Here is a 13,681-nt window from a genome sequence, read left to right on the forward strand (position 1 = left end):
ATCACCGTCTTCAGCGGCTTCGCCGGTTCGGAATTGCTGATCGAGAACGAGCGCGTGATCGGCGTCCGCACCGACGACAAGGGGGTGGACAAGACCAACCAGCCGAAAGGCAACTTCGAGCCGGGATACGACCTAAGAGCGAAGGTCACCATCCTGGCCGAGGGGACCCGGGGCTCGCTGACCAAGCAACTGGTAAGCCGCTTCAGTCTCGACAAAGACCGTAATCCCCAGACGTACGGCGTGGGCGTGAAGGAGCTGTGGGAGGTGCCGTCGGGGCGCATCGCGGCGGGCGAGGTCATCTACACCATGGGCTGGCCGCTGACTGCGAAGGAATACGGCGGGGCGTGGCTCTACGGCGGCAAGGACAACATCGTCTCCCTCGGTTTCGTGACCGGGCTGGACTATCCCGACCCGCGGCTGGACCCGCAGCGCGTGCTGCAGGAGTTCAAGGAGCATCCGTTCGTGCGGCAATTGCTGGAGGGCGGGAAGATGATCCGCTACGGGGCGAAGTCGCTGCCCTACGGAGGCTGGTGGGCGGTGCCGCCGGTGGCGGGAGATGGCTGGATGATCCTGGGCGACTCGGCTGGCTTCCTGAACTCGCAGCGGCTGAAGGGGATCCACCTGGCGATCAAGAGCGGGATGCTGGCGGCCGAGACCGCGTACGACGCCATGGCCAAGGGCGACTTCTCCGCGGCGCAGCTCGGGACGTACGCGCAGAAGGTGGAGAGCAGCTGGATCAAGAAGGAGCTGTGGGCGGTGCGGAATTTCCATCAGGGATTCGAGCACGGCTTCTGGCACGGAATGTTCCACGCCGGCCTCCAGCAGATCACCGGCGGGCGCGGGCTGCACGCGAAATACGCCGCGACGGCGGGACACGCGCGGCTGAAGAAGCTGGCCGAGCTGCCGGCCGATGGCGGGGCGGAGAAGCACCTGCTCAATGATTACAAGGGCGACGGCAAGTTCACCTTCGACAAGCTGACCGACCTCTATCACTCAGGCACCAAGCACGAGGAGGACCAGCCGGCGCACCTGGTGATCCACGACACCAATATCTGCAACGAGCGCTGCGTGAAGGAGTTCGGCAATCCCTGTCAGCACTTCTGCCCGGCCAATGTGTACGAGATGACGGAGGCGGCGGACGCGCCCAGCGGCAAGCAGATCCACCTGAACCCGTCCAACTGCGTGCACTGCAAGACCTGCGACATCATGGACCCGTACCAGATCATCACCTGGGTGCCGCCGGAAGGCGGAGGGGGGCCGAATTACGACGGGATGTGACGCCGCTTTGCGGGCGTGAGCGGAGCGAAGGATCTCGCGCCACTGTGTCCCCTGAACCGGGCTGCGTGTCCCAGGGCGCTCGCGCTACACTAGAAAGCTCATGCGGATGCAGAAGCTCCTATCCATGCTTTTCTTGCTAGTGGCTTGGTCAGGTCTGGCGCCGGCGGCGGACTGCATGAACGGGCGCGGTGACTTCCAAAAGCCGCTGTGGGACGGTTACACCCTGCAGATCGGACCGGCGCAGGGCGACCACAAGAACGAGTGCTTCGCGGCGGTGATCGCGCCTGATGGCAAGACAGTGTTCAACGTCTTCGGGATGGATGCCACCATGCTGCGGGTCACCGGGCGCGACGTGAACGGGGACGGCAAGCCCGACGTGGTGTTGCTGACGCACGCCTCGTCATCTCCGGAGAATGTCTACTCCATCGTGGGAACGGCGGAGCCGGCAGGGCTGATCCGGCAGATCGCCACTTCCGCCGAGCTGAGCTTCGAAGAGCGGAGCGAGGGACACACCGAGATTGTGACCCGCGATACCTCGTTCCGTGACTTGGAGGGCCTTCCGGGAGACCAGACTCCCGCACCCATGCTATTCCTGCGGCTGAAGGGCAAGGAGATCTACAACGTCAGCCAGGTCTACTGGCCGGAATATGAGCTCGCCATCAAGGAAGCCAGGGCGAAATTGTCGAAGAACGACATGGGGCTCCTGAAAACCGATGAGTTCGCCCAAAAGGGCCACAAGGACAAAGACCTGAGCCCGCAGGAGATCGCCCACATCCAGGACGTGAAGAGCGTGGTGCTGGAGATCGTGCTCGATTACATCTACGGCGGCAAGGGAGAGGAAGGGTGGAAACTGCTGACGGAGTTCTGGGCGTACAGCGACCGGCAGCGGATCCGGCAGGAGCTTCTGCGGCGGCGGATGGCCGGCGTCCTGCGCGACATCAACCGGCCGGCTTCCGCGCCCGCACCGTCCACCTCCAGGTAGCCGCCGAGGTGGAAGCATCCCGCCGACGGCAGTGAGCTTCCATTTGACTTGGGGGGCTATAATGTCCCCCGCAGTTTCCGACCCGTGTGGCCTGTCGGGATACCGTGGCCAGCCGGGCGAACCAGAGGAAGATGCTGGTGAGGGTAGAGGGGGAAACGCCTCTGCCTCCCGTTTGGAAAGGAAACGACCCGCCGTGTGGACGCTCCTCCGCGCGTCCTGCTTCTCGTCGAATCCTTTTCCAGGCTGGGCAATCTGAGAGAGATAAGGTCCACTTCTTGGCCACTGTCACCAATCCGGTGCCGGAGCAGGCGAGACCGCTGTTCCCGCGGCTGATGGACAAGCACGGACGGGCGATCACCGACCTGCGCATCTCCATCACCGACCGCTGCAATTACAAGTGCGTGTACTGCCGCACCGGGAACCAGGGGGCCATCTACGCCGAGCTGCCGCTGGCCGAATACCTGAGGATGGCGCGGGTGTTCGCCGGATTGGGGATCGAGAAGGTGCGCATCACGGGGGGCGAGCCCCTGCTGCGGCATGACGTGGTGGAGTTCGTAGGCCAGCTTTCCCGCGTGCGCACCCTCGAGGGCGAACCTCTGGACCTGGCCATCACGACCAACGGCCACCTGTTGGCCGAGCTGGCGCAACCACTCAAGCAGGCGGGCCTGCGGCGGGTGACGGTAAGCATGGACGCGGTGGACGCGCAGCGGTTCTCCCGGATCACCCGCGTGCCCAACGGTTTCGAGGCGGTGCAGGCGGGGATCCGCGCGGCCAAGCGGGCCGGGCTCGACCCGGTGAAGATCAACTGCGTGCTGCTGCGCGGCTTCAATGACGACCAGATCGTCGAATTCGCCCGCTTCGCGCGCGAAGAGTCGGTGGTGGTGCGGTTCATCGAGTTCATGCCCCTGGAAGAAGACCGGGTGTGGTCGCCGGAGATCGTGGTGACACTCGATGAGATCGTGAAGGCCATCTCCGCCTGGAAGCCGCTGGTGGAGCTGCCGCACGCACCGAGCGAGACCGCGCGGCGCTACACCTTCGCGGACGGCATCGGCGAGATCGGCATCATCGCCCCGGTGTCGCACCCCTTCTGCGGGCATTGCAGCCGGGTGCGGGTGACCTCCGACGGCAAGATCCGCACCTGCCTGTTCTCGGTCTTCGACCACGACCTGGCGGGGGTGATGCGCCGCAGCTCCGACCAGCAGATGGCGGAATACATCCGGGGCGTGATCAACAAGAAGGAAGCCCGGCACCACATCGGGGAGCCGGGATTCCAGGCTCCGTCGCGGACCATGGTGCACATCGGCGGCTAAAGCCCAGCTTTCCCAGGTCACAGTTGCATGTGACCGGCCGCGGTGGGACAATATGCGTAGCCACTGGCTGCCGATAAGCCTAGCTCCTGAAGCGTTTCGTGAGTGGGGGCATCGAATGACCAGAGGCTGAAACTGTTGGCTTCAACAACCCCGTAAGTAGGGCGGAACTTCGCAGCGTACTTACTGGAGCCGGCAGGAGCTTTCAACATCCCCGTTCCGGCGAGCCCGGGACTGAAGGCGGAAAGAAGAATGGCAGCAACAGCAGCGACCACCTGTCGGTTGGATAACTATCTCGTCCTCCCGGACACCTCCATGGATGAGCGCATCGCCCGTGCGCGCGCCCAGTTGGGCGAGGAATGCATCCTGCTCGGACATCATTACCAGCGCGACGAAGTCATCCGATTCGCCGATTTCCGCGGCGATTCCTACCGCCTGTGCCAGGCGGCAGCGCAAGCCAGGGGCCGCTACATCGTCTTCTGCGGCGTCACCTTCATGGCGGAGGCGGCCGACATCCTGTGCCGCCCGGGGCAAAAGACCATCCTGCCCGACCTCAACGCCGGCTGTTCCATGGCCGACATGGCGGAGATCGGCCAGGTGGAAGAGGCGTGGCAGCACTTCGCCGCCATGGGCCTGACCGACGAGTGGGGCAGCAAGATCATGCCCATCACTTACATGAATTCGTCGGCGGCGATCAAGGCGTTCTGCGGCGAGCGTGGCGGGTTCGTCTGCACCTCGACCAACGCTGCGGCGGCCTTCGACTACGCCTTCGGTAAGGGCATGGAGAAGATCTTCTTTCTGCCCGACCAGCACCTGGGCCGCAACACCGCTTGGGGGAAAGGGATCCCGCTGAGCGAGATGGTGGTCTGGGATCCGTACATGCTGAACGGTGGTCTGACCGCCGAGCAATTGAAGAAGGCCAGGATCATCCTGTGGAAGGGACACTGCTCGGTGCATCAGCGGTTTCTGCCGGAGCACGTGGACAAGGTACGGGCGAAGTACCCGGGGATCCAGGTGCTGTGCCATCCGGAGTGCCGCTGGGAGGTGTGCCGCAAAGCTGACGGCCTGGGCTCGACCGACAAGATCATCCGGACGGTGGAACAGGCGCCCAGCGGCTCGAAGTTCGCCGTCGGCACTGAGATCCATCTGGTGAACCGCCTGGCCAAGGACAACCCGGACAAGCTGGTGGTGACGCTGGATGATTCCGGGTGCCTGTGCACCACCATGTTCCGCATCTCGCCCCAGCATCTGTGCTGGGCGCTGGAGAACCTGGTGGACGGGCAAGTGGTCAACCGCATTGTGGTGGACGAAGAAATGAAATACTGGGCACGTATCGCGCTCGATCGCATGCTGGAGATCCACTAGATGGAGCGGACATTCACATTGCAGGAAGCGCAGGTGCTGCTGCCAGTGCTGGAGAACCTGCTGAAGAGGGCCATCGAGGGCAAGAAGCGGGTCGAGCAGGTGGAAGAGGAATTCCAGCAGGTGGCCAACCGCATCTTCTTGTCCGGCGGGTGCGAGGTGGACGTGGCTGGCCTGGCGCGCCGCAAAGCGGAGAAGGACCAGGCGGCACTGCGGGTCAAAGATGCGCTGGCGGAGATCGACGCCACCGGCGTTCAGGTGAAGGACCTGGACATCGGGCTTCTTGACTTCCCCTGCGTGGTGGAAGACCGGGTGATCCTGCTGTGCTGGAAGCTGGGCGAGAAGAGCATCGAGCACTGGCACGGCGTGGAAGAGGGGTACCGCGGGCGCAAGCCGATCGACGAGCGGATCATCAAAGGCAAGCCGAGCCAGGGCCCCGTCCACTAGCCCATCCCTGCCCCCGCCGGGGCGGTATACTTTCCTGTTTCTCATTCTTTCGGTGACGTGGGCCGAGGAAGCGGCAAGGTGCGGTAGCGCCCAGAGGAGGTTAAATGGAACCTAACCCTGCTGTTGGAATCGGGAGCCGCAGGCGGTCGAGCAGGTGGTGGTTTGCTTTCGCCCTGAGCTTGTTGTGGCTGTCGGGTTGTTCGGACTTCTTTGTGGACCCGACCCTGAACTCGATCATCGTGACAGATAGCCACGGGATCACCACGCCTTCGATAGATGTTGGTCACACAGAGCAAATGCAAGCAATTGGCGTGTTCAGCGACAATAGCCGATCGACGATCACCGCCGCTTGGTCCTCGTCGGCCGTCAACATCGCAACCATCGACAGCGCGACCGGCCTGCTTACGGCGGTGGCGCCGGGAACGACGACCATCACCGCTGCCAACAGCGGACTCACTGGTACCGCCAGCGTCACCGTGTGCGGCACGCAGCAAGCCATCACCATTCAGCCGCAGGGTCAGAGCTTTGCGTTAGGCACTGGAACGGTGCAGTTCACAGCTACAGCGGGCGGTCAGGATGTCACTGCGTCAGTGACCTGGTCGTCCTCGAACACCGCGGTGGCCACGATCAGCAACAGTCCGGGCACAAACGGGCTGGTGACGTTTGTGGGAACGGGAACCACGACGATCAAGGCGGCTTCTTGTTCGCAAAGCAGTTCGACTTTGCTGACGGTATTCTAGTAGCGCCCTACAAAGGGGCAGCATCGACGATCAGCCGGCCGGGCCCGGGCTCGCTCTCCATCTTCAAGATCGACACCGTCACACCCGGCAAGCTGGTTTCGGCGGGAGCCACCAACACCAGCACCAGCCCCGACGACGTGGTGATCGCTCCCTAGAGGGCGAGCGCGGCCCGTGATATAAATCCCCGGTCCCGCGCAGCACTGATCGAGCCCCGTGTGGAGGCCCGTGCTGCGCCGGCGAGGCAAGGCCATGCAGAAAGTGCGCACCATCGGGATCTGCACCGGCGGGGGCGACTGTCCCGGCCTGAACGCTGTCATCCGGGCCGCGGTCAAGACGGCCATCCTGAAATACAACTGGCGGGTGATCGGGGTCCGCGACGGCTTCGATGGCCTGATCTGGCCGTCGGAAAAGACCATGCCGCTGGACATGCAGAGCGTGAGCGGCATCCTGCCCCGCGGCGGCACCATCCTGGGCACCACCAACCGCGGCGATCCGTTCAAGTACAAGATCATGGAGGGCGACGTCGAGGTAGTGAAAGACTTCTCCGACGACGTGATCCGCAACGCCCACGCCATCGGCATGGACGCGCTGATCGTGGTGGGGGGCGACGGCACCCAGAAGATCGGTCTCGGCCTGCACGACAAGGGATTGAAGGTGGTGGGCGTGCCCAAGACCATCGACAACGACCTGTCGGCCACGGAGATCACCTTCGGCTTCGATACGGCCCTGCACACCTGCACCGAGGCCATCGATAAGATCCACACCACCGCGGTCTCGCATCACCGGGTGATGGTGGTGGAGGTCATGGGGCGCGACGCCGGGTGGATCGCGCTGGAATCGGGGCTGGCCGGCGGCGCCCACGTCATCCTGATCCCTGAGATCCCATTCACCATCGAGAAGGTGTGCGAGTTCGTCGCCGACCGGACCCGGGCGGGACGCAAGTTCACCATCATCGTGGTGGCGGAAGGGGTGAAGCTGCCACCCGACCTGTGCGCCACGTTCGAGAGGGAAAAGCGGGCGGTGCCGCGCGGCGGGAGCGTCGGGAACCTGATCGGGGATGCCATCGGGCGCGGCACCCGGCGCGAGACCCGGGTGACGGTCCTGGGACACGTGCAACGGGGCGGGTCGCCCTCGCCCTTCGACCGCATCCTGAGCACGCGCTTCGGAGTGGCGGCGGTCGAACTCATCGCCAAGGGTGAGTTCGGGAAGATGGTGGCGCTGCGCGACGCGCGCGTGATCTCCGTGCCCATCTCCGAAGCCATCGGGCGAATGAAGGCCGTGGAGCCGTCGAGCGAGCTGGTCCGGACCGCGCGCGCGGTCGGCATCTGCTTCGGCGACTAGGAGCGGCGCGACGGGCGCTTGCGCCGCCGGCCATCGCGAAGCAGTGCGTCGCAGGCAAGCAAGCAACGGGCGCGGATCTCGTCCGCCAGCTGTCCCCCCGGAGCGTACTGCAAGATGCTGGCTGTTCCATGGAGCAGCAAGAACGCCCCGTAGGCACGATTCTCTTGCTCCGCCGGAGTTCCGCCCAGCCGGCGCTTGAATTGCTGCTGGAACCATTCGAGCAAAGGACGCCGCGTAGCGGCCTCGAGGACGCGCCGCAGGTTCGGGCCGAAGACCAAGCGATACAACTGGGGATAGCGCTGTGCGACCGCAAGATAATTGCGGAAAGCGGCTTCCAGAGTCGGAGCTTTCATCACTTCCCTCCCCAGCCGGAGCCGTGCTCGGTCGCCCAGAGCGGCGACCAGGTCCTGCTTGGCGGGGAAGCGCTGGTAGACCGAGGGCGGTGTGGTGCCGGCGGCGCGGGCCACCGCGCGCAGGGTCAGGCCCTTCTCCCCGCGGTCATGAAACAAGCGGAACGCCGCTGCGACGATCTTCTCCGTCAGTTCGGGGTTCGTGGTGCGCGACATGGCGCCTCCCGGAGCTGTTGACCCGCAAGTACACTTGCACATTGTACTAGAAAATTACTTGTACATTGTTAAAGAAATGTATATAAATGACAAATAAAGAGCCCATCGGAATACCGCCCCCTTGCGGCGTGAACAAAGGAAGCAGCAGGGAATGAGCAGTCAGCAGTCGTGGGAACCTCAGGCCCGGGCGACGTCCGGAGCCTGGCAATCACCCTCCCCCTCTTCTCCGCAGGCATCGTCAGGCAGCAAGGTCCCGCACGGCGGGCGCGACTGGAGAGCGATGGCGCGCGCCCTCGCTCCCGCCTCCGCGGCCGACCGGGCCCTCCTGTGGGCGGCTTCGGCCGCGCTCCTGGTGCAAAGTGTGGCCCTGGTCGTGACCTCGGGGGTCTCCGCCGGGCTCGCCTCGAACCTCATCCAACTCGTGCTCGACGGCATCGCCGTGGCCGCGACGCTGCGGGCAGCCTCGCGCAGCGGATCCTTCGCACGGCGCGTATGGTTGCTGGCTTCGGTCGCCATGGTGGTGCACGGGGTGGGGCAGGGGATTGCCGCTTTTTACGATTACACGGCGATACAGCCGTGGTTCGCTCCCTGGTGGAGCGACGAGTTCCTCTTCTTCTGGGTGACGCCGCTGCTGGTGGCGGTGATCGCAGATCCCCTGGAGCCACGGCGCCGCCTCCCGCTGGCCGGCGTGCTCGACTTCCTGCAAGTATTCTTGCTGGGGCTGGCGTGGCACTTCACCGTATTCGGCGACGCCGCGGCCTGGGCCCAGGACGGGCCGGGAATGTCGCTGCTCAACTGGAAGGTCCGGCTGGGCCGCGACCTCTTTGTGCTGACCTGCCTGGTCAGCCGCAGCGTGTTTTCAGAGCTGGCGACTTCGCGGAACCTCTTCCGGCGGCTCACCTTTTTCTTTGCCACCTTCGCCATCGCCGATATCTCCTACCTGTATTGTGAGGCAATGCTCTCCCTCCGCTTCGGCACCGGGATGGACCTGATCTGGTCGCTGCCGCGGTGGCTGCTGATCCTGGGCGCGGTCTCGTGGGCGGGATCGGGTGAAGAGAGCGGGCGCATCATTCACCGGCGCCGGAACCTGACCCTGCACGCGGCGTCGCTGGTGGTTCCACTGCTGATCCTGGTGATGGCGGCGCAGCGGATCAGCGGTTCCCCGTTCCTGCTGTCGCTGCTGGGCGCTACCATCGCCTGCGCGGGGGCGCGCGTGCTGGTGACGCAGGACCGCCAGCTGGAGGTGCTGCGGGAGCTCACCCGCAGCCGCAACATGCTCTCCGCTGTGATCGAGGGGACTTCGCAAGCGATCTACTTGAAGGACTTGGGAGGCAAGTTCCTGCTGGCCAACTCGGCGGCCGCGCGGCTCCTGGGCCGCCGGCCTTCCGAGATCCTGGGAAACCACGACCGCGAAGTCCTGCCGCCGTCGTTGCAGCCGTACGCGGAGCAGGGGGACCGGCAGGTGCTGGCGACGGGACAGCCGTGCACGCAGGAAGCCGTGCTGGAGGTGGGGATGGAGAGACGCACCTTGCTTTCGACCAAGGCCCCCTACTTCGATCCCTCGGGCAAGATCGGCGGGATCCTCGGCATAGCCGTGGACGTGACCCCGCTGAAGGAGGCCCAGGTCGAACTGCAGCGCTGGAAGAACCGCTGCGAGAGCGCTTTGCGCGCCAGCCGCCACGTGATGTTCGAGCTCGAGCCCCTCTCCGGGAAGATCACCATCGACCGCACCTTCGACCGGTTCCTGGGTTACACGGCGGACCAATTGCCGACCCGCGCCTCGCAATGGCGCCGCCTGGTCCACGAAGACGATCGCGGCGGTTGCTACGAGGCCATCGGGCGCGCGGTCCGCAGCGGGGAGCCCTTCCGCTGCGAGTATCGCGTCCGGGGCAGCGGCGGCAACTTCCACCACGTGGTGGAGCACGGGCAGGTGTTCCCGGGGCAGGATAGGCGTCCCTTCCGGATCATCGGGTTCGTCGAGGACGTCACCGAGCAGAGGGTAGCTTCCGAACGCCTGAAGCACGCCCAGCGGCTGGAATCGCTGGGCACCCTGGCCGCTGGGGTGGCGCACGACTTCAACAATCTGCTGACCGTGATCAACGGATACAGCGAGCTGCTGCTGGACGAGAAACACGGGTCCCGCGTCAACGACGCGGCGCAATCGATCCACCACGCGTCGGAGCGGGCGGCGGGACTGGTCCGCCAACTGCTCGCCTTCAGCCGCCAACAGCACCTGTCACCGCGGGTGCTGGACCTCAACCACAGCGTCAGCGGGGTGTACAAGATGCTGCGCCGCCTGATCCCCGAAAACATCGAGATCCGCATGGACCTGGAGGAGGAGATCGGCAGCGTGAAGGCGGACCCAGGCCAACTGGAGCAGATCATCCTCAACCTCGCGGTCAACGCGCGCGACGCGATGCCCGGCGGAGGAGCGCTGACCATCGCGACCTTCGAAACCAAGGTCCTGAACGTCGCCGACTGGCCTTACGGGATCCTGCCGGGGGAGTACGCCGTGCTCAGCGTCGAGGACACGGGCATCGGCATCCCGTTCGAGATCCAGGCCAGGATCTTCGAGCCCTTCTTCACCACCAAGGAGCCCGGGCGGGGGACGGGCCTGGGACTGGCGACGGTGCATGGCATCGTCACCCAGAGCGGCGGCTACGTGCGAGTTACCAGCGAACCGATGCGCGGTGCGGCGTTCCAGGTCTATCTGCCGAAGGCGGCGGGACGACCGGCCCACGATCTGGGGGCGACGCCGTCGATCCACCTGCCCGGTGGCCGGGAACACATCCTGCTGGTGGAAGACGATCCCAATGTGCGGAAGCTGGTCGCCGGCTCGCTGCGCAATGCAGGATTCGAGGTGACTGGGGTCGACGATCCGCGGCTGGCCCTGAACCTGGCGAAGCAGCGGCACATCGACCTGCTGATCAGCGACCTGGTATTGCCGGGGATGAACGGGCGGGAGCTGAGCCGCAAGATCATAGAACGGTCGCCGGAGACCCGGGTGGTCTTCATCACCGGGCACATCGACCACCCGGTGGTGGACCAGGTGGTGGCAGAAAAGGCGACCGTGCTGCAGAAGCCGTTCAGCTCGGGTCGGCTGCTGGACAGCGTCCGAAGGACACTGGACGCCTAGCCGCCGGGCCGGTGCTGCTATAGTGGCGGCATCGAGCCGTGTCGAGTCATAGACAGAGTCTGATCGGACTGGCATTCATCCTTTTTGCGGGGCTTTGGGGCTGTGGCCAGAGCGCCGGTAAACCCAAGGAGTGGATGTACGTCTCGGTGCCGCGGGTGTCCTTGCGCGACCGGGTCGCGGCCCTCTACACCAAGGTCGGGACGGTCAACGCCGGCGACCGGGTGGAGATCCTGGAGCGGCAGAAGCGGTTCGCGCGGGTGCGCACGCCGGCAGGCCAGGAAGGCTGGCTGGAGCAGCGCTACCTGGTGGACCAGAAGGTCTACGACGAGATCCAGAAGATGACCGCCGACGCGGCCAAGCGGCCCCCGCAAGGCACGGCCACGGCGCGCAGCCAGACCAACCTGCACGTCGCCCCCGGGCGCGACACCGAACACATCTTTCAACTGGAAGAGGGAGCCAAAGCCCAGGTGCTGGCGCGAGCCACGGCGGAGAAGCCGGGTGCGGTCGCGCCGGTCCCGCTGAAGGCGAAGAAGGCGCAGGGCGGCGAGGAAGAAAAGCCGCAGCCGGTGCTGGAAGACTTCTGGCTGGTACGGGGCGGGCCGGAGCGCGCCGGCTGGGTCCTGGCAAGGATGCTCGACCTCGATGTGCCCCTGGAGATCGCGCAGTATGCGGAAGGCCAGCGCATCGTCGCCTATTTCGTGCTGAATGAGGTCCAGGACGGGGACAAGAAGGCGGCGCAGTACCTGGTGGCGCTCACCGAATCCAAGGAAGGCCTGCCGTTCGACTTCAACCAGGTGCGGGTCTTCACCTGGAATGGGAAGCGGCACCGCTATGAGACTGCGTACCGGGAACGCAATCTGTTCGGCCTGCTGCCCATCCGCACCGGGGTCGAGGATTTCGGGAAGGAAGGCCGCTTGCCAGTGTTCAGTCTCCGGGTCCAGGGCGAGGACGGGAACACCTTGGAACGCAAGTACAAGCTCAACACTCCGATCGTGCGGCGGGTGCTGGTGCCGGGCGAGCAGCCGGGGAAGAGCCGGCGCGTGGCCGTCCCTAAGGCCGCTTCCGCGAAGAAGAGAAAGCACTGAGCGTTGGGTTCTGAGCCTCGGCTACGAGAAAAACTCGGCGATAGCCTCTACCACCGCGCGCTGCTCGTCCTCGCGCAATTCCGGGAACATCGGCAGGGCCAGCACCTCGGCCGCGGCGCGCTCGGCTTCGGGAAAGTCCCCGGCTGAATATCCCAGATATCCGAAGGCGTTCTGTAGGTGCAGCGGCAGGGGATAGTAGATCTCGGTCGCGATCCCGCGCTCGGCCAGGGCGGCGCGGAGGGCGTCGCGCCTCTGCGCCCGCACCACGTACTGGTGGAAGATGTGGCGGGCGTCGCGCGCGCGGTGGGGCGTTCGGATGGGTAAGTCCTCGCCGCCCGCAAGACCGGCGTGAGTGAAGAGACGATCATAGGAATCGGCGCGCTCGGCGCGCTGGCTGTTCCAGCGGTCCACGTGCTTGAGCTTCACTCGCAGCACCGCCGCCTGGACAGCGTCGAGACGGCTGTTCCACCCGAGCTCTTCATGGAAGTAGCGCCGCGCGCTGCCGTGGTTGCGCAGGTGACGCAGGCGCTCGGCCAGCTTGGGGTCGGAAGTGGCGATGCACCCCCCGTCGCCGAACGCGCTCAGGTTCTTGGTGGGATAGAAACTGAAGGCCGCCGCTGTGCCGAGGCTGCCGGCGCGTTTGCCGCGCCAAGCCGCGCCAAAGGCCTGGGCTGCGTCCTCCACCAGGGCGAGATCGTGGGCCGTGGCGATGCGCTCGAAGGCATCCGGCTCCGCTACCTGCCCGTATAAATGGACGGGGATGATGGCCTTCACCTTGGTCGGCGGATATGCCGCGAACTTGCGCTCCAGCTTCGCTGGATCGAGATTGAAGGTCAGGGGGTCGATATCGACGAACACGGGCCGCGCGCCCGCCCGCACGATGGCGCTGGCGGAGGCAAAAAAGCTGAAGGGGGTGGTGACGACCTCGTCGCCCGGTCCTACGTTCAGCGCCAGCAGCGAGAGCCACAAAGCGTCGGTCCCGGAGGCGCAGGCCACGGCCTCGGACGCGCCGGCATAGCTGGCGATCTCGCGCTCCAGGGCCGCGACTTCTTCCCCCAGGATGAAATGCTGCGAGGCGCATACCCGTTCGATGGCAGCCATCACCTCATCGCGGATCGAGGCGTACTGGCGCGTCAGGTCCAGCAGGGGCACCGCCGCTTTTTGCGCTGCCTTGGACATCGGGGAAGGAAGTCTAACATCGCTCCCAAGTCCGGATGCGGGGAAGTGGAGGCAATGGCGAACCCTCTCTTAGCGCCTGCTGCCACTGATCCAAAGCCTGGCGCAGCGGGGGTATGGAGATCCCGAAGAAATCGTCGGGAGCGTCCGCCAGTTTGGCGGCAGCGCGGGCCAGCAGGGAGCGCGCCCCGTCCAGGTTCCCCGTGGAGTGATGATGGAGAGCGACCGCCAACTGGATGAGACCTTGCATGGAACGCCGCT

General features: G+C 65.3%; 13 protein-coding genes and 1 riboswitch. Of the genes, 10 read left to right on the top strand and 3 right to left on the bottom strand.

Features of this window, described 5'->3' with window-relative positions; all coding sequences use genetic code 11:
* The 8 genes from VMS96_05865 to VMS96_05900 form a co-directional block, all read left to right on the top strand.
* Positions 1 to 1,278: electron transfer flavoprotein-ubiquinone oxidoreductase (locus tag VMS96_05865; protein ID HVP42937.1), on the top strand; the 1,278-nt coding region annotated here is incomplete at its 5' end.
* Positions 1,279 to 1,402: 124 nt separating this feature from the next.
* Positions 1,403 to 2,260, top strand: coding sequence for a hypothetical protein (locus VMS96_05870; GenBank protein ID HVP42938.1), 858 nt, complete (start codon positions 1,403 to 1,405; stop codon positions 2,258 to 2,260).
* A gap of 63 nt (positions 2,261 to 2,323) precedes the next feature.
* A riboswitch (molybdenum cofactor riboswitch) is annotated at positions 2,324 to 2,460 on the top strand.
* 75 nt (positions 2,461 to 2,535) lie between these two features.
* On the top strand, positions 2,536 to 3,570 hold the full coding sequence (gene moaA, locus VMS96_05875; GenBank protein HVP42939.1) for a GTP 3',8-cyclase MoaA: 1,035 nt from the start codon (positions 2,536 to 2,538) through the stop codon (positions 3,568 to 3,570).
* A gap of 249 nt (positions 3,571 to 3,819) precedes the next feature.
* Positions 3,820 to 4,932, top strand: a complete 1,113-nt coding sequence (gene nadA / locus VMS96_05880) for a quinolinate synthase NadA (GenBank protein HVP42940.1) — start codon at positions 3,820 to 3,822, stop codon at positions 4,930 to 4,932.
* Positions 4,933 to 5,376, top strand: a complete 444-nt coding sequence (locus VMS96_05885) for a DUF2203 domain-containing protein (GenBank protein ID HVP42941.1) — start codon at positions 4,933 to 4,935, stop codon at positions 5,374 to 5,376.
* A 212-nt stretch (positions 5,377 to 5,588) separates the two neighbouring features.
* Complete coding sequence (locus VMS96_05890; GenBank protein ID HVP42942.1) at positions 5,589 to 6,116, top strand: Ig-like domain-containing protein; 528 nt, start codon at positions 5,589 to 5,591, stop codon at positions 6,114 to 6,116.
* A complete protein-coding gene (locus VMS96_05895) occupies positions 6,077 to 6,271 on the top strand; it encodes a hypothetical protein (protein ID HVP42943.1) in 195 nt (64 codons plus the stop codon). Before VMS96_05890 ends, VMS96_05895 begins: the two co-directional genes overlap by 40 nt.
* A gap of 70 nt (positions 6,272 to 6,341) precedes the next feature.
* A complete protein-coding gene (locus tag VMS96_05900) occupies positions 6,342 to 7,457 on the top strand; it encodes an ATP-dependent 6-phosphofructokinase (protein HVP42944.1) in 1,116 nt (371 codons plus the stop codon).
* Here VMS96_05900 and VMS96_05905 read toward each other — a convergent pair.
* Positions 7,454 to 8,023, bottom strand: coding sequence for a helix-turn-helix domain-containing protein (locus tag VMS96_05905; protein ID HVP42945.1), 570 nt, complete (start codon positions 8,021 to 8,023; stop codon positions 7,454 to 7,456). The genes VMS96_05900 and VMS96_05905 overlap by 4 nt on opposite strands.
* A 280-nt stretch (positions 8,024 to 8,303) precedes the next feature.
* Here VMS96_05905 and VMS96_05910 point away from each other — a divergent pair, with 280 nt between their 5' ends.
* The gene (locus VMS96_05910; GenBank protein ID HVP42946.1) at positions 8,304 to 11,159 is read left to right on the top strand and encodes a PAS domain-containing protein; all 2,856 of its coding nucleotides are present in this window, start codon (positions 8,304 to 8,306) and stop codon (positions 11,157 to 11,159) included.
* A 134-nt stretch (positions 11,160 to 11,293) separates the two neighbouring features.
* Complete coding sequence (locus tag VMS96_05915) at positions 11,294 to 12,244, top strand: SH3 domain-containing protein (GenBank protein ID HVP42947.1); 951 nt, start codon at positions 11,294 to 11,296, stop codon at positions 12,242 to 12,244.
* A 21-nt stretch (positions 12,245 to 12,265) separates the two neighbouring features.
* On the opposite strand, the gene VMS96_05920 is transcribed toward VMS96_05915, so the two are convergent.
* A complete protein-coding gene (locus VMS96_05920; GenBank protein HVP42948.1) occupies positions 12,266 to 13,423 on the bottom strand; it encodes a DegT/DnrJ/EryC1/StrS family aminotransferase in 1,158 nt (385 codons plus the stop codon).
* A 13-nt stretch (positions 13,424 to 13,436) separates the two neighbouring features.
* A partial coding sequence (locus VMS96_05925) for a DUF309 domain-containing protein (GenBank protein HVP42949.1) occupies positions 13,437 to 13,681 on the bottom strand: 245 nt, incomplete at its 5' end.

It is taken from the genome of Terriglobales bacterium (assembly GCA_035543055.1).
Classification (GTDB): Bacteria; Acidobacteriota; Terriglobia; order Terriglobales; family Acidobacteriaceae; genus JAIQFD01.